The 21168-nt window shown below is 56.0% G+C and carries 14 protein-coding genes; 13 read left to right on the top strand and 1 reads right to left on the bottom strand.

Annotated features, from left to right (window positions below; all coding sequences use genetic code 11):
* The first annotated feature begins 107 nt into the window (after positions 1-107).
* From TX82_RS02645 to TX82_RS02675, 7 genes are all read left to right on the top strand, one after another.
* Positions 108-920, top strand: a complete 813-nt coding sequence (locus TX82_RS02645) for an ABC transporter permease (RefSeq protein ID WP_005006523.1) — start codon at positions 108-110, stop codon at positions 918-920.
* Positions 920-2302 (top strand): ABC transporter ATP-binding protein, encoded by a 1383-nt coding sequence (locus TX82_RS02650; protein WP_042250406.1) that lies wholly within the window; start codon positions 920-922, stop codon positions 2300-2302. The genes TX82_RS02645 and TX82_RS02650 overlap by 1 nt, the downstream gene beginning before the upstream one ends.
* Positions 2295-3590 carry a class I SAM-dependent methyltransferase gene (locus TX82_RS02655; protein ID WP_005006533.1) on the top strand — a complete coding sequence of 432 codons (1296 nt, stop codon included), beginning with the start codon at positions 2295-2297 and terminating at the stop codon, positions 3588-3590. The genes TX82_RS02650 and TX82_RS02655 overlap by 8 nt, the downstream gene beginning before the upstream one ends.
* A 118-nt stretch (positions 3591-3708) precedes the next feature.
* Positions 3709-6639 carry a B12-binding domain-containing radical SAM protein gene (locus tag TX82_RS02660; protein WP_005006538.1) on the top strand — a complete coding sequence of 977 codons (2931 nt, stop codon included), beginning with the start codon at positions 3709-3711 and terminating at the stop codon, positions 6637-6639.
* A 97-nt stretch (positions 6640-6736) separates the two neighbouring features.
* Entirely contained in the window at positions 6737-7657 is a 921-nt protein-coding gene (locus TX82_RS02665; RefSeq protein ID WP_005006541.1) for a glycosyltransferase family 2 protein, read from the top strand.
* Positions 7654-8502 (top strand): SDR family NAD(P)-dependent oxidoreductase, encoded by an 849-nt coding sequence (locus TX82_RS02670; RefSeq protein WP_005006543.1) that lies wholly within the window; start codon positions 7654-7656, stop codon positions 8500-8502. Before TX82_RS02665 ends, TX82_RS02670 begins: the two co-directional genes overlap by 4 nt.
* 16 nt (positions 8503-8518) lie before the next feature.
* On the top strand, positions 8519-10354 hold the full coding sequence (locus tag TX82_RS02675; protein WP_005006546.1) for a tetratricopeptide repeat protein: 1836 nt from the start codon (positions 8519-8521) through the stop codon (positions 10352-10354).
* An 11-nt stretch (positions 10355-10365) separates the two neighbouring features.
* On the opposite strand, the gene TX82_RS02680 is transcribed toward TX82_RS02675, so the two are convergent.
* Positions 10366-12234 carry a radical SAM protein gene (locus TX82_RS02680; RefSeq protein WP_005006549.1) on the bottom strand — a complete coding sequence of 623 codons (1869 nt, stop codon included), beginning with the start codon at positions 12232-12234 and terminating at the stop codon, positions 10366-10368.
* Between the two features lie 127 nt (positions 12235-12361).
* Between TX82_RS02680 and TX82_RS02685 the strand changes: the two genes are divergently transcribed.
* The 6 genes from TX82_RS02685 (at position 12362) to TX82_RS02710 (ending at position 21150) form a co-directional block, all read left to right on the top strand.
* The gene (locus TX82_RS02685) at positions 12362-14536 is read left to right on the top strand and encodes a glycosyltransferase family protein (RefSeq protein ID WP_005006552.1); all 2175 of its coding nucleotides are present in this window, start codon (positions 12362-12364) and stop codon (positions 14534-14536) included.
* Positions 14537-14879: 343 nt separating this feature from the next.
* Positions 14880-16343 (top strand): glycosyltransferase family 2 protein, encoded by a 1464-nt coding sequence (locus TX82_RS14990; RefSeq protein WP_005006556.1) that lies wholly within the window; start codon positions 14880-14882, stop codon positions 16341-16343.
* A gap of 212 nt (positions 16344-16555) precedes the next feature.
* Positions 16556-18049 (top strand): B12-binding domain-containing radical SAM protein, encoded by a 1494-nt coding sequence (locus tag TX82_RS02695; protein ID WP_005006560.1) that lies wholly within the window; start codon positions 16556-16558, stop codon positions 18047-18049.
* A 44-nt stretch (positions 18050-18093) separates the two neighbouring features.
* A complete protein-coding gene (locus TX82_RS02700; protein WP_005006562.1) occupies positions 18094-19119 on the top strand; it encodes a thiamine pyrophosphate-dependent dehydrogenase E1 component subunit alpha in 1026 nt (341 codons plus the stop codon).
* Between the two features lie 15 nt (positions 19120-19134).
* Positions 19135-20175, top strand: a complete 1041-nt coding sequence (locus tag TX82_RS02705; protein WP_005006564.1) for an alpha-ketoacid dehydrogenase subunit beta — start codon at positions 19135-19137, stop codon at positions 20173-20175.
* A gap of 42 nt (positions 20176-20217) precedes the next feature.
* On the top strand, positions 20218-21150 hold the full coding sequence (locus TX82_RS02710) for an NAD-dependent epimerase/dehydratase family protein (protein ID WP_005006566.1): 933 nt from the start codon (positions 20218-20220) through the stop codon (positions 21148-21150).
* The last annotated feature ends 18 nt before the right edge of the window (positions 21151-21168 follow it).

A 21168-nucleotide genomic window follows, 5' to 3' on the forward strand; every position in this document is an offset into this window, starting at 1 on the left:
ATTGAATTCACCGAATTTGCCGGATCATTGTGGACTATCTGGCCTCTGCTAACGACCTTACGGCCCCCGATCCGCCGGGACCCAAACCGCAAGGGGGGCGCCGCCCTATGACGAAAGCCTGGAGACTATTCACCCAATACCTGAGCACGGTATATGCCTGCCGCAACACAATTAAGGCGCTCACGGTGCGGGAAATCAAGGTTCGGTATGTTGGCAGTCTGGGTGGACTGGCGTGGTCCATCATTCATCCCCTCGTGATCATCCTCGTTTACTGGATGGTGTTCTCGGTGGGCTTCAAAATCCAACCGAGCAGTAATATTCCATTCATTGTTGCATTCCTATGTGGATTTATTCCGTGGAGCTTGTTCAATGAAACCCTGATGGCGAACACACAGGCGATAATCAAGAATACTCACCTTGCCACCAAAGTGGTGTTCCCGACGGAGGTCCTGCCGCTGGTCAATTTTCTAGCGAGCCTCATCACCCACGGCATCATGCTGGTGATCCTGCTAGGAGTCATGATTTTCAATGGCATTTCGCCTACGTTCTACAATCTGCAATTTCTGTATTACCTTCTACCTCTTACCATCTTCATTCTGGGTTTGAGTTGGATCACTTCTGCGCTCAACGTGTTTTACCGCGATGTCGGGCAGGTGATTCTAGCTCTTCTGAACCTGTGGTTCTGGCTGACTCCGATCGTGTGGATGCTGGAGATGATGCCGGAGCCTTACAGCTTTTATCTGAAATTGAACCCGATGGTCCACGTCGTTGAAGGTTATCGCAACAGTTTTCTGCATGGCGTGCCTTTCTGGCAACACCCTGGAGCCGAAATATACCTATGGGGTTGCAGTATTTTATTTTTCGTTTTAGGAGGGTGGGTCTTTCGCAGATTGAAATGGGAATTCGCGGAGGTGCTTTAATGACCACCTGCCTGCCCATATCCCTGCGCGGCGTCTCAAAGATGTACCGTCTATATGCTTCACTACAAGATCGCGTTCGCGAAGTATTCCATCCTTTTCAGAAAAAATATCACCGGGAGTTCTGGGCACTTCGTGACATCGATCTTGAAATCGAGCAGGGGACAACCGTCGGAGTCGTTGGCCGGAACGGCTCAGGCAAATCCACATTACTGCAAATAATGGCAGGCGTTCTGAAACCGACTGCCGGTGAAGTATTCGTGGAAGGAAGAGTGTCACCATTGTTAGAGCTTGGGGCAGGATTCGATCCAGAATTCACCGGGCGCGAGAACGTGATGTTCAGTGGTTCACTAATGGGCTTCGACGAAAAACAAATGTCCGAACGCTTGCACGACATTGAAGCATTTGCCGACATCGGACAGTTCATCGACCAACCTGTCAAGGTATATTCGTCCGGAATGTTCGCACGCCTTGCGTTTGCGACAGCGGTGCACGTAGATCCAGATATCCTCATTATTGATGAGGTGTTGGCAGTAGGTGACGCGCGATTTCAGCACAAATGTTTTCTAAAGTTCCGCGAGTTTCAACAGGCAGGCAAAACCATCCTATTCGTCACCCACGACGTCAATAAGGTACTCCAGCACTGCGACCGTGCTGTATTCCTTGAAGGCGGACGAATCCTGGAAGACGGCAAACCCAAAAATGTGGTGGACGCTTACCTCGACCTCGTGCTGACGGGGACGCTGGCAACCGATGAGCACCGTGGCAGAATGGCCGAAGTGTCTAACGCGAGTGAAGAAGAGGCATCCACCGAAGCACAGGCGACCGTGCAGGATCTCGATCAATTTCTACGACACACCTATGAAAACGACCAATGTCCGCAACGCCCCAATTACAACCAGGAGGAATACCGGCTGGGCGACAGCCGCGCCACCATCCTTGATTACAGGCTGGTGGTCGATAATCGGATCGATCCTCCTTCCATACCGTGGGGAACCAATACCGACATCTATATGAAAGCGACGTTTCATGAAACCGTCGAGACACCCATGTTCGGAATTTCGCTCAAAACCGTAGACGGGGTGATGGTTACCGGCACCAATACGCGCTTTACCAAACTCGACCTACGGCCCGTGCACGCAGGCGAAACGGTGGTGTTCAAATTCACCCTTCAGTTGAACCTGCAACCAGGCGATTACTTTGTGGACCTGGGTGTGGCAGAAAAGTTACCGGACCAAGACCGTCTGCTGGACGTACGCAACAGTCTCATCCACCTGCACATCGAGTACATAAAAACCTTCACTGGTTTTTCGGACTTGAGCCAGTTCGCGGAAGAAATCGTGCGCCTCACCCCAGCTTCCCACACGGTGGAAAAGAATGGATAAAATAAGTTCGCAACAGATGGTACCCGAACAACGCCTTGTGTTGGAAGCGCTGGCGCGCGCCGCTGCAATCCCCAACCTGAAGTTCCTTGAACTAGGAAGCTGGGCTGGAGACTCCACGGTTGTACTCGGCAATGTAGCGAAAGAATATGGTGGCAAGTTGTATTGTATCGACTGGTGGAAAGGCAACGAAGGCACACCATTGGTAGACATTGCCGCTCAAGAGGACGTCTCCTCCTTTTTCTGGAAACGCATTACCGAAGCCGGCCTGGAAGATACCGTCATCCCCATTCGAACCTCTACAGACCAGGGTGTGGAACTGGTACGGAGCTTGGAATTCGATCTAATATTCATTGACGCCGATCACCGTTTCGATGCTATTTCACGGGACATTGAGAATTATGCTCCGCTAGTGAAAAAAGGAAGCGGCATTCTATGCGGTCACGACTGCGAAGGGTTTCTATCTGATTTCGATTTGGCATTTTTAAAACGCGGCAAGGATCGCGACTGTTACCAGAGCGTCCACTGCGGTGTGGTGCTGGCGGTGGGCCAGGCGTTTTCAAAGGTCGCCATCGATTACAGCGTGTGGAGCGTGCGGCGGCTTGAAAAGGAGGGGCCGGGGTGGACGCCGACGGATATCTCTGTTCCGGGCCTGCGAAAAGCCGCTTACCTGCCTCCCCCGCCTTTTGCCCATTCCACTAACTACAATATTTTCCGTCTGGGGCGGGATCTGTTTGCCGTGCCCAAAAACCTGGGACATTACGATCTCACTAGCAATGACGCCTTTCCCCAAGAGGTCCTCCAAGCCACGTCCCTGAAAGCGTTGAAAGAGACCATCAACGAATCGCTGCACCCACAAGGCAGGGAACCCGTTCTAATCGAAACCTATAAAAGTTTCAACCTGATCAGTCACAACAATGAAATCATAGCGGTTCATCACAGTCTCGGCCCAATGGACCTGACCAAACTCACACCCGAAGAAATCAAAGAACATCGAATTTCCGAAAGAATGGTGTCCGGTAACTTCGCGGAGGAAGTGCGGGTCCAGATCGACCACCTGACCCCCCTGCTGGTGGAGGAGAGCTACCGGGGCTTCAATATCGTTCTGTACAAAGGACGATTTCATGCCGTAGCGCAGAGCCTGGGCGACATCACCGACTGGCCGGCCCATGATTTTTCCAAAGAACGGGTGCGAGGCCGATACTTTGTACTCGATTCCCTCCTCGAGGCACGCTCCATCATAGACACCGCAAACGATCAAATTTCGGAGAATCGAACATTAAATCAGTAATTTTTATTGAGTTTTCGCTTACTAATTTATTCGGAATAAATTAAAATGTTGGCGTTCCTCTACGGCCATGAGGCCTGCTTTCATTTCCCAATCCATATTCTTTTGAAGGGGGAAGATTATGGGCGCACTTACGGTGGACATCACCTTAAAGAACAAGAGGGGGAGCCACCAGCTCTCCGGAGAGAAAGTTCGCTTCAGCGCCCACTGTTGCTTTGCGCATGATGGCGGAATTGAAGACCTGCAATGCATGGAGACTCTGGGGCACCAACTGAACCAGCGGAACGGTGAACTGGCCCTGTATGGAACCGGTCGATTTTTTACGGAATTACTAAGTGCCGTACCGCAACTCAAATCGAAAATCCGTTGCGTGATCACAGACGATGGAGACACCGCCGTAACCGAAGTGGAAGGCCTGCCTGTCGTCTCACCTTCGGCCCTTCCTGAATCCATCGACACCGTGTTTCTGTGTGAAACCCTCACCCTTCCGCGCTGGCGCATGAAAAAACGCCTGCCGGATTCGGTCACCGTCCTCGATCCCGATCTTTTAGTGGATCTGGACGACTCCGTAATCCCGGCCCGCGCGTGGGTGCCATTCGTCGACTGCATCTATCCCATCGACGTCCCCGAAATCGAATTCAAACCCAACCAGGACATGCTGTTGATCGACTGTCCGTCACGCAACCTGTCCTTCATGCCCAACGGCTTGGGCTACGTTCACAATGCTCTCAAAAAAACGTCGATCGACTTCCAGACTTTGGACCTCGACATCATCGTCTATCACCGCTTCCACATTTACCGCCTTTTCGACACCCCCGGCCGGGTGGTGACGGCGAGCGGCCGCGAGATGCCGGAGGATCCCTGGGCGGTGGAGGAATACGACATCTGGCAGAATCCGGACACGCTGGAATTTTTCCAGAAAGACATCGACGAGATCATCCAAAAGATTGTCGCCGCCAAACCGAAAATCCTCGGCCTTTCCATTCAGGCGTGCAACATCAATTTCTCCAAACGGGTCGCCCAGGGCGTCAAGAAGGCCCTGCCGGACACGATCATTCTGGTCGGCGGTTTCAGTTGTTACCAGGCAAGCGTCGGCCTGCGCGCGTTTCCGGATTGCGATTACATGACCATCGGCGAAGCCGACCTCACTGTCGGCGACCTGGTGGAAAAGCTGGCCCGAGGCGAGCGGCCCACCGGCCTGCCAGGCGTGCTGTCTCGATTCGATCCACCGGACATGACGTTCATCCCCGGCCCCATGCCCGAAGACCTGGACGCCATCGACCAGCCGGAATACGAATGGTATGACCTGAGCGTGTACCGCAACTTCAACCATTACCAGTTGACGCCGGTCATCGCCAGCCGCGGGTGCCGCTGGTCGTTGTGCACCTTCTGCGCGGAACGCTTTTACTGGCGCATCCGCTCGCCCAAAAGCGTGGTGGATGAACTGGAATGGCTGGCCGATCGCGGATGCGACCTGTTCATGTTCAACGAAAGCGACTTCAACGGCAAGCCGGAGATCGTCATGGCCATCTGCGACGAGATCATCCGACGCGGCCTCAAGGTGCGGCTCACCGGGCAACTGCGCATCCACCGCGAAAACACGCGCGAGTTTTTCGACAAACTGCGCGCCGCCGGGTTCGTCACGCTCCGCTTCGGCGTCGATGCCTGGGCCCGGCGCACACTCAAACTCCAGGTCAAAGGCTACACTCCCGCCCGCATTACGCAGAATCTGCGCGACTGCACGGCGGCGGGCATTTTCAACGAGGTCAACACCGTCATCGGCGTGCCCGGAGAAACGGAAGAGGACATCGACGAGACCATCGACCTCATCATCCAGAACAAGGAGAACATCGGCCGCATCGCCAACATCAACCCGCTCCTGTTCGTCATCGGCAGTGTGTACTGGGAGGAACCGGACAAGTTCAACGTCAAGTTCCGCGCAGACCGAGAGGAGCTTTACCGCAAGTATTCGACGGTCATTCCCTCGCATCTTTGGTACAGCACCGATCCGTACATCGATGAGCATGTGCGCAAAGACCGGTTCATCCGCGTGGTTAAAACCTTGGATCAGAATGGGTTCAACATCGGCGACCTGGCCAAGCAGGTCATCAAGGACGTAGAGGAAGGGCGCGGTGCGGAAGCGCACGCCCGCCCGGACGACTGGGAAGATGAGGTCATCGCCGAAAAGGAAGCCAATCAGAAAGACAAACCCTCTCCCGCGTGGCCGGAAGCAATGAAGGACGACCAGTTCGTCTATGTGAAAAGCGAAGAGGCTGCGGCGCCTCCACCGCAGGAGAACACCTGCATCTTCAAATACAACGGTGTACATTACCGCATCCTACTGGAAGACGGCATGGAGCTTCCCGGCGATACGTGGATTAAAAACGTTCGCAAGGGTGGCGCGGTGACTTCCGCCAAAGGGACCGTTGGCAATCTGGCGCGCAAATTCTTCGGCGACCGCCAACGTTTCCTGCATTACTTCAAACGCGGCACACAGATTCTGAAATCGCGCGGCGTGTCGGGATTCCTTGAACAGTTTCGCGTGCACGTGCAACAGGCCAAAGGCACGGAACGCTTCATCCTCGCCACCGGCGAGGACGTGGAAATCAAGCGCAACCTGGGTGAGGACGTGCAGTTGGTTTATGAAGGGGTGCGCGGATACAACATCATCCGAGTGCTTGGCGACGTGTTTGCTATCAAGCAGGGCCACCCCTTCCACCTGGAATGGTATGAAAACGGCCAGTACGAAGAAGGGGTCTGCATCAATGCCAAATCGGTGCGTGAAGCAGAACGTCTGATCGACCAGCACCTCGCCCAAGAGACCCGGCAGGTCGCGCCGCAACCGGCCACTCAACAGTTGCTGTGTGAGGGGTTTCATGGCTACAATCTGGTTCAGGTGGGCGACCGCGTTTTCGGCGTCAAGCAGGGTTATCCGCTCTACCCTGATAAGGTGAACACGGAATTTTATCCGGAAGGCACACTTTTCGAGGCGGGCAACCAGGGTGAAATCGAATCAGTCATCTCTGCCTATCTGACTGAAGAGCGGGTATAAAGAACCGGATTTCTCCTTCCACGCCTTGCGGGCAGAAAAGACGGGCTTCCAAGGGTTCCCGTCGTTTTGAACTCAAGCTTCTTGATGAAATCGAAGTATGGAATACCTGCGGCGCGCTTCCTTTAAAACGCCCCCTGTTCTGAGTTTCATTCTCCTCGACTGGACGGTGCGGGAGAGTTTTCACACTCTCGATTACCTTAACCACCAGATCGCCGACCGCGGATTGTTCGAGGTCATCTGGATTGAGTTCTACTCGCGGCGGAGCGATGCCATCCGGAATCGTATCGAACGCGCCGAGGCCCTCGGCCTGCCTTCCCCGGTGGACACGTGGATCGTCATGGACCACCCGGAGGATGAGTACTACCACAAACACAAAATGTACAATCGCGGCATCCTCGATGCCTCCGGATCCATCGCCGTGGTGCTGGACTCCGACGCCATCCTGCGCACCGATCTCGTTCAGACCATCCTCGACGAGTTCGGGAAAAACGACAACCTGGCGCTCCATTTCGAACAGATCCGCAACTTCGATCAGAAATTCTATCCGTTCGATTACCCGTCGATCGAAGAGATTATAGGCGAGGGGTGCGTGAACGCCACCGGCGGCGTGCCGCACGGGTTCCCCTGCGCCACGAGTTTGAAGGAAGACGTGACGCTGTGGAACCGTTACAACTATGGCGCCTGCTTCTGCGCCAAACGCGACGACCTTATCCGCATTGGCGGCGCGGACGAACACATCGATTACATGGGCCACGTGTGCGGACCCTACGAGATGACGGCACGTCTCATCAACGCCGGCGCGCAGGACTACCTGCATCCGACGCATTACCTGTACCATGTCTGGCATCCGAACCAGGGCGGCACCAATAACTACTGCGGACCCAGCGACGGGCGTGGCATGTCCACCACCGCGATGGCCATTCCGGAAAACGGCCGTATTCTGCCGCTTCTAGAAAACGAAGACATTCGCCGACTTCGTCTGAACACCGCCACCACCGCGCCCATTTCCGCCTCATGACCGCATCCACACCCGGCATCGTGCAGGAGTGGGACCCAAAAGACTGGAACCGGCACCGTTTTGGGCTGGCCGTCGACCGTTGGACGTTTTTCAGGGGCAAGGCGTTCTGGGTCACTGGCGCGGGTACGGGATATGGGCGTTGCCTTGCCATTGTGCTGGCGGCGGCGGGAGCCGTGGTGTTTTTAACCGGACGACGCGCAGAAAAGCTTCAGGAATCCATCGAAGCGGCGCGGGCTTTGGGCATCGACACAGCACACTGCCGCGCCATGCCGGCGGACCTCGCCGATGCGGATCAAATCAAGCTCGCCTGCGAGCGCGTGCACCATGCCGTCCCCGCGCTCACGGGCTTGATCCACAGCGCAGGACTCCCTGCACGCCCAGAAGTAAGCAATCCCCTGCGTGACGAGTCGCTGGAATACTGGGACCGCATGCAACGCATCAACGTCACCGCGCCGTGGCTGGCGACACGCGGCATCTTTCCGCACATGGTGAAAGGCGGGATGGTGCGTGTGCTCATGCTGACGTCCGAAGCGGGGTGGGCGTTCACCCCGGGGTTCGGTCCGTACAACCTGTCGAAAGCGGCGATGAACAGTTTGACCGGATCGCTGGCGGCGGAGTTCGCGGCACAGTATCCGGATGCGGACATCCAGATCAACGCCCTGGTGCCGGGCGAGGCGAAAACCGAAATGAATACGGGCTCGACCCTCAGTCCGTTCACCTTGGTGCCGATGGCACTGGTGCTCCTGTCGTGTCCGGCGGGTGGGCCCAACGGCAAATTTTTCCACCGCGACGGCCGCCACCTGGCATTTGCCTACGCGGAACCGTTTCCCAAACCTTTGTTGTGATCGTCTAGAGCAAATCATGATCCGTTCCATTTCATTTTGCGTCATGCCCATTTCAAAGGGAAGGACGTTTCTCAAGACTTGCCTGGAAAGCATCGCCGTCCAAGGTGTGCAAGATTATGAGATCCTCATCGACGGCCCTGGAAACAATGACGGCCACATCCGTTATCTGCCCTGGTCCAGCGGCTCCGCGGGATCGATCAACCAGACGCGCAACCGCCTCTGCGCCTCAGCACAAAAAGAACACATTGTGCTGATCGACGCCTCGCTCTCGCTCGCCCCGGACTGGTTTGCGAACCTGCGCAACGTAACGTGGCTGGATGTCATCGGGTCGCGGCTGGAGACGAAACGCGGCGGACGCGGCATCGACTGGTCGTTCTCACACACCTTGAAATCCGGCAAGTGGGTTCTACCCCTGGAATACGAAGAGTGGCTGACGCGCGCGTTTGTCAATTGCAACCTCGTGTTGTTCCGCAAAGCGGTGTGGGAGCGAGTTGGCTTTGAAGAAAACCGGTCTGCGCTCGACGGATCGGAGGATTTCTGCCTACGCGCCGCAGAAATGGGTTACCGCGTCGGCATTGCGTCGAAAGCGCGCGGACTGTTCCAGGCCAATGGATCTTGGTGGAGGCCTTTCAATCCGGGTAAAGAATACGACGAAGCACGAAAGGTGGTGGGGCGGTTTCGCAAAACCCTGTTCGAGGGCAGCCAGCAGTTTCTGGCCGGGCAATACGAGCAGGCACTCGACTGTTTCCACACGGTGTTGGAAGAAGACCCGGACAACATCGACGTGCTGGCCAAGACGGGCCTCGCATTGCGCAACACGGGCAAGGCATACGAGGCGATCGAAACCTTCAACCATGTACTGGCCGCCGAACCGGGAAACAAGGTAGCGCTTCGTGGACGCGGCTGGGCCTATCTGCAACTGGGCGATGCGGCCCGCGCCATCCCCGATCTTCAGTTTGTCATGCAGAACGTGCCGCCGGGCGATTACGGTCCGTGGCTGGAAGCGGCGCGTGGGCTGGCCACGGCGCTGGGCCAGACGGGAGACACCACGGGATCCATTCAAGTTTACCAAGAGATTCTGGAAAAACTTCCACGCGACTTCGTTCAACCACCGCTCGATGTATACCAGGGTCTGGGTGAGGCACAACTGCGTGCGGGCAACCCGGCACTGGCGGAACCGCATCTTGCGAAAGCGCTGGCGCTGGCGGAAAAAGAACAGCCCGCTCTCGTACCTGCGTTGAAGCAGAAACTGGAACAGGCACGCCAGCCAGGGATCGCGCTGTTGCAGTCCGGTCAATTCGAACAAGCGTTGAAATTATTCCTTCCCATTCTAGAAAACGAACCGGGCAATCCTGACATCCGTAACCACGTTGGCTGGGCCATGCATAATCTCGGCCGCTATGCGGAAGCCATCGATCACTTCAATATCGCTCTGGAAACACATGCCGGCCACTTGGCAGCTCGGCGCGGGCGCGGGTGGGCACAACTGCAATCACAACAACACGAGTCGGCACTCGCCGACCTTCTACGGGCTTTCGAAGAAACTCCCGTAACAGATGCGGCGGAAAGGCTGGAAGCGGCGCGCGGTCTCGGCTGGGCTCAATACCATTGCGGCCATTTTATAGATGCTATCAATACATTTGAAAACGTCCTACAAACGTTTCCCAAAGAGTGGGGCGAACCGCCCTTCGATGTCTATCACGGACTCGGTCACGCTTGCTTTCAGGCCGGGCGCATGGCCGACGCAAAACGCCACTTGGCCCGGGCGAAAGAGAAAGCCGATCCCACCAACACCGACCTCATCACCGACCTTCAACACACTCTCGATCAGGCGGAACGCGGATTAATTTAGCCCAACTCCAATCAATGGATAGTTCCCGGCTTCAAAAACAACTTACGATAAACCCAGAATAGCGGGTTGTGTACATAGAACCACCTGGTATCGATCTTCTTTTTCAGCGCTGTCATGTTCTCCGCCCACACCAGCCCGTACTTTACGAACCCCTCGCGGCACAGGAAGTGGTAGGTATTCACCGGCCCCAGTATTAGTGGAATGCCGTAGTACTGATCCAACCACGGTACAATATTAAATCCCTTGTATTCCTCCAGCACCGAATCCGCAGTCAGATACTTGTGCTGATTGAGCACGAGGTCGCTGTAAAAATTTTCCTGCAAATTCAGGTTCACTTCCCCCGCCTTGATGCAGAAATTGTAATACTCGCAGGCGTGGCACACCTCGGGGCGTCGGCGAATGTTTTCGCGAATGCCCTGCGCGCGTTTGCCGAACCAGATGTCGAGGAACGGCTCTTCGTGAACGTTGCCGACGATGAACTGGTAGCACAACTGCACGTCGCCGTTATGCAGGATGCGCGCGAACTTGAAGGGAGAACGGCAGTCCACCGGCATGCCGGGATACGCCCCGTCCTGAAAATAATTGCGCGCGTCGAACGGTAGGCGCGCCCGGGGATTGCGCGAGCGCACGCACCCGCCGGAGAACAGCTCCGGAAACCGCTCGCGAAGAGGGAAGGTGTGGTTGAGCGCCGCCGCGCTCAACGTGATGCGGCAGTCGTTTTCGATGATCCACCGCGCCGCCGCCTCCACCTTCTCCGTCACCATGTCCATGACCGGTTCCAGGCTTTCCGCGCGGAGCGTGGGGTTGTCGTCGCGGAGCACCATCACGATCAGACCGAGGTGATCGAATCCCGCCCGCTCCCAATATGCCACCGTCTCCGGCAATTCGTCGAGACTGCTCCGCATGAGCGTGTTGTTGACGGCGAAGTACGCGTTGGGCGAGGTGACCGCTTCCTTGAACTGACCTATGCGCTCCAGCGCCGCGGCGTGTTCCGCGTGGCGGCGGATGCGTTCGTACGTTTCCCTGCGGATGCCGTCGAAGGAGATGACCACGTTATGGAAATCCGCATGTCGGATGCGCTCAATCACGCGCGGCGTCAGCAGGGTGCCGTTGGTAGTGAGGTCGATCTTCATATCTAGCGCGGCCAAACCCTCGACGATCTCAGCGAACTGCGGGTGCGCCATCGGCTCGTAATTGGAGCCAAGCACCACCCACTTGCCCTCCACCCCACGCATATGGTCGAGGAACTTGAGGTCCAGCCGCTCCTCGGACAACCGCTGGTAACTTACATGGCATTGAACACAACGCAAATTGCAGTTGAGCGTCGGCTCGATCTCGATATACTCCGGAAGGTCGAACTGGGTGAGCGGCACGTGTGACAGCAGTTTGGGGTTGGCAAGAGAGTCCACAAACGGCAAGCGATTGTCCGCCGCCAGCATCGCTTGCGCCAGCGCGCGGCCGCGTTCGATTTCTTCCGTGACATCGTCGAGTCCTTCCTCTGAAACAACCAGGGCAACCGCGCGATTGAAGTGGTCGACTGCGCGGTCAGCATCCCCCTGTTTTTGGAAGCACCAACCGAGAAGTCGATTCGCTTCGCGGTGAACACCACGCGTATCCGGCACTACGAGATCGAAGATGCGTGCGGCCGTTTCGATGGCATCCTCGAGTTCAGTAAGGTTTTCGTCACGGCAAGCAATATGGTAAGCACACCAGGCGAGGCCGCGCAGGATTTCCTGGCGGGCGTAGGGATCGGTGTCAATCTCCGGATGTTTGAGTGCTTGGGAGAGCGCGCGGCGAGCACCTTCGTGGTCACCGTCCTGCAACGCCGCCCAGCCGCCTGAGCAAATTGTGGAAAGATCGTCTTTGGGAGCGTCGGTCATGGTTGCCTGAAAGCAATGGAAGAAAGTCTTTACTATTTTACCAGTGACCGCCCGGGTGGGGAAAGATTGATTCCTAGATGCGATATTTTGGTGTTAAAATTTGCTCCAATTTCAAATAGGGGCTTAGATGAAACCGTTTTCCGAGACAGAACCTTCCTTAGTGACGGAACCACCCGGCTCCTTCCTATTACTGTCCTTTCTAATTACGGGCATCACTGCATTACTCTACGTTTTCACATATTCCTTTGCCCTCCAGCATAGCGAAAACGTTATCCCGGTAGGGGATCAGTATGTATACATAACTCAGCTTTTCGATTTAATCGAAAAAGGCCGCAAGGATTATTTAAATACACTCACGACCATTGTTTCCGATAAAAACTGGTACTGGCTTTACAGACTGTCCGTTGGCGTGTCTTCTCCCTTCTTAATAAAGGAACCGTTTTCAATTTGCATTGTCAATTACATCTTTTTAGCGATCGCATCACTTTCTTTAGCTCGCTTGGCCATCCGTCTGAAATTATCCTTTAACACCACATTTTTTTTATCCCTGACTTTCTGGCTGGCTCCCTGGATTTACGGCTATTGGACCACGCTAAGTCTGTTTGCCCTCCAACTGGAAACCAGCTTTTACTGGATTCTGACCATCGCAACCATTAACTCCATTTTATATGCACTTGAACCCAAAAGCCTTAAAAATGCTTTTATCTCGGGTTTGTTTGCCGGCTTAGCAGTATGGGGCCGGGGCAATTCACTCCCCTATGTCTTGTTTGTTCTATTCTGCCCCTCCATTCTAATTTTCTGGCGTGCTTATAAAACAAAGAATCGAAAACTGGCAAAACCCGCTCTTCTTTTTCTGTTAACTTTTGTTATTTTCGCAAGCTGGTTTTATTTTTTCACTCTGAAGAATATTGCTTGGTATTACGGGAGGGGTTTTGGAAACATCTACGACAAGGGAGGGGGAAGTATTGCCTACTTCTTCAATAATTTTACCCGAATCATGTCTGATATGGGCTGGACAGTCAGCCACTTCCCCGGTGTATTTTTAACAAGGAATCCAAGCTCCAACTGGTCCGTTATTTTATCTTGGCTTTTTCATGTATTCACAATTGCATCGCTGCATTTCTCATTCAATTTCTGGAAAAGAAAACCGGCCAAATCTCACCGGCTGATCCTCTACACTTCTTTAACGGCATTCACGGTGTATGCTGCCAATTTGGTTATGGGGTTGGTGCTGTTCTCGGAACATTTTGCCAGTGGTGAGCTTCTGGTTTATTTTCCGATGTTGCTGATGCTGGTAGGGAGCATGCTGAATAGCTTCTGCCTATTAGCAATTATTTCAAAGACTTTCAGCTCTCAGTTTTTTTCTAAGTCCAAACTGGCTTGTCCCGCAATTCTGGCTATTATTATCCTCTACGGAGTTATCTGTACCCGAACATCCACACCGCTCACCCAAGAAGCCAGTTTACCCAAACCATATTCCGTCGAAAAATTCTCAAAAAACCTCGACCGCATTGTGGGAGGCAAACCTCTCAACTTTCTCTGGTATGGGATTGCATACAATCCAAGCATCATAAATTTTTATCGGGCCAAGGCAGATATGCGTCCTTTTAATTTCACAATATCCCCAGAGGAAGCACAGGTCCTTCATGAAAATTTACCCAATGAAACTTATAATCGGATCGTCTCCGAGGAAAAATTTAAAAACACATTTAGAAAGGTATTAAGTCGTTCGCAATACATCATCATTCCAGAAAAGTTAAGCAAATTTGATTACATGTTAGGAAATCCAGGATTATCAAAGAAACGGAAATTGGTTGGACAAATTTTAAATGGCCCAGAAAGCCCGACCTATGCAGTTAAAATGATTCTTCACGACCACTACGCTACCCGTTTACTTCTATTAAATAGGATAAATACCGGAAATATTCCTAAAGGAATGGACTCCCTTGAAATTCCCTATGGGAGCAATGCCCATCAAGGCAATTATCCAAATACCCTAAAATATGATCAGCCTTTAAGCGACCCAGCTCCTTCTTTTCCCCTTTACTTACTTTGGGATGACTCCACAAGTTCCTTCTGGGAAAGTGCAACAGAACTTCCTCAATCTTTGTTTTTTCGGTTTTACCAAGAACTCCAATTAGAAAAATACACGCTTTCCAGTGGTGTCCATGGCCAATCTGGAAAAAGAATGCCAGTGGCTTGGGAGCTACGAGGTTCCAATGATGGGGAACAATGGACCCTTGTCGATAAACAAAATTTAATGTCCGCTTGGAACGAAAACGAAAAAAAGAGTTTTCAGTAACCAGCCCTGGTTCCTATCGCTATTACAAATTTGATTTTCAGAGAACCAGCGAGCCCCCGGTGATACGAATCTATGAAATAGAGTTATTTGGGAAACAATCTGAAGATCAACTCCGGAAACTTGAAGAATGGGATTTCTTTGCATGGGAAAATGATGGCTGAATCAATCCCTTTCCCTGCAGCATTTTGAATTGCTTTCCACATACCATCAAAATTTCCTTCATGTATGCCTCAGGTTCAATCGCTGGGCATTTGGCATTCCTGCAGGGCTCCGGTATAGTTGGCCTGTTCGCCTTGGGAGACGCTTTTGCCTTCTCCTCACTTGTTCCATCCACGGTTCGCGCATGGAAATCCTGTTCAAAAACGAATTGGCGGCACCGCCCCAGGTCACCTTCGTTCTGCTCGACTGGTCCTGCCGTGAAAGTTTCCACGCGCTGGATTACTTCAACGACCAGTCCCTGCCGCGCGATCGGTACGAGATTCTCTGGATCGAGTTTTACTCGCGCCGCGCACCGGAAATCGCCACACGCCTGGAAGCGGACCTGAAAGCGGGCCGCCCGCCCGCTGTCGACCAATGGATCGTGCTCGACTTCCCCGATGACCTCTACTACCACAAGCACCTGATGTACAACGTCGGCCTCGCCGCCGCGCGCGGCAGGATCGTCACCTTCTGCGACTCCGACGCCATGGTCCGGCCCACATTTGCAGGCAGTGTCGTTCAGGCATTCGAAGAGGCGGCCGGGACCTCCGGAGAGGCCCCCGGCATCGTCCTGCACCACGACGAGGTGCGCAATGCCGACCGCCGGCACTACCCTTTCAATCAGCCGGATTTCGAAGATTTCTTAAACGGCCACTGCCTCAACTGGAACGCAGAGGCACAGACCACCACCGGCCTCCTCGACCACGAAGACCCGATCCACTCCCGCAACTACGGCGCCTGCATGTCCGCCCGGCGCGCGGACCTGATCGCGCTCGGCGGCGCGGACGAGCACACGGACTTCCTCGGCCACATCTGCGGACCCTACGAGATGACCTGGCGCATGGTCAACGCCGGACGGCGCGAGTTGTGGCATCCGTCGGAATTCCTCTACCACACCTGGCATCCGGGCACCGACGGCAGCCACGATCACCGCGGCCCGCACGACGGACGAAACGTTTCCACGACCGCCCTTGCCCACCGCATCACCGGCCGGACGCGTCCCTTCCGCGAAAACGCGGCCATCCGCCTCCTGCGCGAGGGAGAGAAACCGCAGGGTACCAGCGCGCTCGTTCAACTGGCCGTCGAGCAGGCGGACACCGCCCATATGAAAAAACCGCCCTCCGCGACCCACCACCGGCTGAAGGCGCTGGATGCTTCCGCCCTTTGCGGCATGGCCCATCAGTTCGGCAAACGCGCCCGCCGCGCGCTGGCCACGCACCGCACGCCACGCGACCTCACCCGCGCCCTGTTCGTCACCCCGTTTTATTTTTTACGCGAGTTGCTGCACCAGAACAGCCAGTTCCACGTCAACTGCGAAACCTTTCTCGACAACCTGGACGCGGAGAAAATCCCGTCCATCGCCCTGTTCGGAGGAGGCGACGTGGCGGAAAAGTTGTCGCGGCTGGCGCCCGGTCACAACGTGCGGATCGAAGCGGTGTACGGACCCAACGCCGGCACCACCGCTTTCGGCCAGCGCATACAGAACGCGAAGAAAATTATTGAATTTACAGGACCGATCATCATCGGCTCGCGGCAGGACGCGGAACGCCTGGCCGGACAACTGCGCGCATGGGGTGTGGATGCAGACCGCATTCGGGTGGTGCTATAATCGGGATTCCGAAAAACACTGCCTGCCCTTCTCTACCCGGTTCATGCGGAAACAATCCACCTTCACAGTTTCGCCTGCAAACCGGTTGTTATTCCGAATTTTTAAGCATAAAATGGGGCACCTCAAAAACACGAAGGGGTGTTTCAGAGAAACAGCAGGGCCAACTCTCCTTTTTTTGATATTTTTTCGGATCATCTAAAACGGTCGCGATTATGGACGTCCTCCTCGTCACACCGCCCAGCAAGGATCGCGTGTTCCAGCAGCTGGGTCAGAGCCTGACCGCCATCGAGGTGCCGGTGTGGTCCATGCTGATGGCGACGTTCCTCGAACGGCACGGCCTCTCGGTGGAGATTCTCGACGCGGAAGCGGACCAGATCGGTTACGACGCGACGACGAAACGCATCCTCGACGCCAACGCAACGCTCACCGTGTTTGTCATCTACGGTCACCAGCCTTCGGCCTCAACGCAGTGCATGCCCGCCGGACGCGAGGTGGCCCGGCGCGTTCATGATGCCGCGCCGCACCGGCCGACACTCGTCATGGGCACGCACGCTTCCGCCCTTCCCGAACGCACGCTTCTCGAAGAACCCTACACGTTCGTCTGTCACGGCGAAGGACCCTATACGGTATTGCGTCTGGTCGAGGTGTTGAAAGCGGGAGAGCAGGACTGGGCCAAGGTACCGGGATTGACCTACCGTCTGGAAAACCGCGCCGCCTCCACCCCCGCGGCGGAAAACATCCGCGACCTCGACACCGAGATGCCGCGACAGGCGTGGGAAAAAGTGGACATGACAAAATACCGCGCGCACAACTGGCACTGCTTCGACCACATCCATGCGCGCCAACCGTACGCTTCCATCCAGACCAGCCTCGGTTGCCCGTACAAATGCTCGTTCTGTTGCATCAACGCACCGTTCGGCAAACCCAGCATCCGCTACTGGTCGCCCAAAACCGTGCTCGACCAGATCGACCTGCTGGTCAACAAGTACGGCGTGACCAACATTAAAATTCCCGACGAGATGTTCGTGCTGAACGAAGAGCACGTCCTCGGCATCTGCGACGGCATCATCGAGCGCGGTTACGATCTCAACATCTGGGCCTACGCCCGCGTCGATACGGTGAAGGACCGCTTCCTGGAAAAACTCCGGCGCGCCGGGTTCCGCTGGCTGGCGCTCGGCATCGAGTCGGGAAGCCAGTACGTGCGCGACGGTGTCGAGAAAGGCCGCTTCGGCGATACCGACATCCTCTGCGTCACCAACAAGATCCAGGATCACGGCATCTACATCATCGCCAACTACATCTTCGGCCTCCCGGACGACACGCACGACAGCATGCAGGACACGCTCGACCTCGCGCTGGAGATCAACGGCGAATGGGCGAATTTTTACTGCGGCATGGCGTACCCCGGCTCGCCGTTGTACGACCGCGCCAAACAGTTGAAACTGCCGTTGCCGGACGATCCCGAAGGCCCGGGCTGGATCGGTTATTCCCAGCACGCCTACGAATCGTTGCCCCTGCCGACGGACACGCTGACGGGGCAGGAGGTGCTGGATTTTCGCGACCAGGCGTTCGACACCTATTTCACGCATCCACCTTATCTCGGCATGATGCGCGAGAAATTCGACGGCGACGTCCTCCAGCACATCGAGGACATGGTGAAGATCAAAATTCGACGCAAACACCGCGACGCCCCGGTGGCGTCGTGACCGCATCAGGCGGCAAGAAATAACGTTACGGATGATTTTTTAAAATGCTTCGATACAAGTACAGCGATTTCGAATTCACTCCGGTGCCGAACGGCGGACCGCCGCCCTCCGCGGAATTCCTGCTGGGCCTGCACCGCGACATGCTGCGCATCCGCATCATCGAAGAGGAAATCGAGAAACGCTATCACGAAGACCAGATGAAAACGCCGATCCACCTGGTCATCGGACAGGAGGCGACGTCCGTCGGTGTCTGTGCCGCATTGCGTCAAACCGACCTTGTGTGGAGCAGTCACCGCACGCACGGCAATTACCTCGCCAAGGGCGGCGACCTCAAGGCCATGATGTCGGAGTTCTTCTGTCGCCAGAACGGATGCGCCGCCTCGCGCGGCGGCTCCATGCACCTGCTGGACAAAAGCGTCGGCTACGCCGGGTCCTCCGCCATTGTCGCCGGCGCGGTGCCCATCGCCACCGGTTCCGCTTTCAGCGCGCAGTACCTGAAAAAAGACCAGGTCAACGTCGTTTTCTTCGGCGACGCGGCGACGGAGGAAGGCGCGCTGTGGGAGGCGGTGAACTTCGCCGTGCTCAAGCAGTTGCCCATCGTTTATGTCTGCGAGAACAATTTCTACTCGGTGTGCTCGTCCCTGGAAGTGCGCCAGCCGCACATCCGCATCGACAAAAAGGCCGAGGCCTTCGGCATCCAGAGTTGCCGCGTCGATGGCACCAGGGTGCTGGACGTGCACGCGGTGGCGCAGGACGCGGTGGAACGCGCGCGCAACGGCGGCGGGCCGACGTTCATCGAATCCATCGCCTACCGCTGGCGCGGCCACGGCGGTGCGGGCGACGACTCGGCCAGCGGTTACCGCGACCCGAAGGAGGTCGAACACTGGCAGGAGTTCTGTCCCATCGAAAACCTGGCGCGCTCCCTCAGGGAAAGCGGCCTGCTCGACGACGCGAGAGAGACAAACCTGAGGCAGGAAATCGTAAACGAATTTATGGAAGCCCTGCACCATGCGGAAACCAGCCCGGATCCCGGTCCGGAGGACCTGATGACGCATGTGTACAGCGATTGAGAGAGGAGAAACCGGATGCCCTGGGCGGAAGCACTGATTGCCAAGCAGACGGTGGACAAGGCCCCGGAAGGGGAAGGCCGGGTGCTGACCTACGTCGATGCCCTGCGCGAGGCACTGGCCATCGCGCTGGACCTCGACCCGAAAGTCTTCGTCCTCGGCCAGGGCGTCAACGACGCGCGCGGCATGTTCGGCGTCACCACCGGCCTGAACCAGGACTTCGGCGAACACCGCGTGTTCGACACGCCGCTTTCCGAGGAAGGGCTCACCGGCATCTGCACCGGCGCGGCATTGAACGGCGCGCGCCCCGTGTACCTGCACAACCGGCCCGACTTTTTACTGCTTGCGTTCAACCAGATCGTCACGCACGCGAGCAAGTTCCATTACATCGATCACGGCCAGTCGAAGGTGCCGTGGGTCATCTGGGCGGCGATCGGCCGCGGTTGGGGTTCCGGCTCGCAACATTCGCAGGCCATCCAGGGCATGTTGCTGGGCGTGCCGGGATTGAAGATCATCATGCCCAGCACGGCGTACGACGCGAAGGGACTGATGCTCGCCGCCATCGCCGACAACAACCCCGTGCTCATCTTCGAACACCGCTGGGCGATGAAGACCAAAGGCATCGTGCCGGAGGGCATCTACCGCGTGCCCATCGGCCGGGGCGTTTACCGTTCGCACGGCGAACACCTGACCGTCGTCGGCACCTCGCACGCCCTCCTGCTGGCGCAGGATGCGCTGGACGATCTGAAAGCCGACGGCATCACCGCCGACGTCATCGACCTGCGCACACTGAAGCCACTGGATGAAGACATCATTCTGGAGTCGGTGAAGAAAACCGGAAAACTGCTGGTCGTCGATACCGGCTGGGCAATGGGCGGCGTCTGCGCCGAGATCGGTTGCCTGGTTGCCGAAAAAGCCTTCGAGCACCTCAAGGCGCCGGTCAAACGCATCGGCCTGCCGGACGCACCGACGCCCGCGGGTTACACGCTGGAACAGTATTATTACCCGGACAAGGAACGCATCGCCCAGGCCATCCGCGAGCTGGCGAAGCGGGCATAAGACAACATCCACGCCTGCGGGCGTTTTGAAAGAAAGCGATTCATGAACATTCTGGTTACCGGAGGGGCGGGATACATCGGGTCGGTGCTGGTGCCGATGCTGCTGGAAGCGGGTCACACCGTGACGGTGGTGGACACGCTGATGTACAACCAGACCTCGCTTCTCGACTGCTGTCACCATAAAAACTTCACCTTCATCAACGGCGACGCGCGCGACCGCGACCGCCTGAAGGACCTGCTGAGAGACGCGGATGCCGTCCTGCCGCTTGCCTGCCTGACCGGTGCGCCTTTGTGTGCGCGCGATCCGTACGGCGCGCAGTCGGTGAACTTCGACGCCATCCAGAGCATTCTTGAGTTACGCAAGCCGTCTCAGATAATCATCTTTCCCACCACCAACAGCGGTTATGGCGTGGGGAACAACGGCATCCACTGCACGGAGGAGACGCCGCTCAACCCCATCTCGCTGTACGGCAGGCTGAAGGTGGAAATCGAAAAAATATTGCTGGCCTCGGAGAACTGCCTCACGCTCCGTTTCGCCACGCTGTTCGGGCTGAGCCCGCGCATGCGGCTGGACCTGCTGGTGAATGATTTCACCTACCGCGCGGTGCACGACCGCTTCATCATCCTGTTCGAGGCGCATTTCAAGCGCAACTACCTGCACGTGCGTGACGCGGCACGGTCGTTCATGCACAGCCTCGATCACTTCGACGCGATGAAGGGCCAGGCCTACAATGTGGGTCTCAGTGACGCCAACCTGAGCAAGCTGGAGTTGTGCCAGGAAATCAAAAAGCACGTGCCGGAGTTTTACTTCACCGAGGCGGACGTGGGAGAAGACATCGACAAGCGCAACTACATTGTCAGCAATGAAAAAATCGAGGCGACAGGATTCAAGCCGCAGCACTCGCTGACCGAGGGCATTGCCGAGTTGGTTAAGGGGTACCGCATTCTGAAAAGGAACCAGTTCGCCAACGTATAGAAGCAGAGCATCACATTC

The sequence above is a fragment of the Nitrospina gracilis 3/211 genome, from assembly GCF_000341545.2.
In the GTDB taxonomy this organism is placed as follows: Bacteria; Nitrospinota; Nitrospinia; order Nitrospinales; family Nitrospinaceae; genus Nitrospina; species Nitrospina gracilis.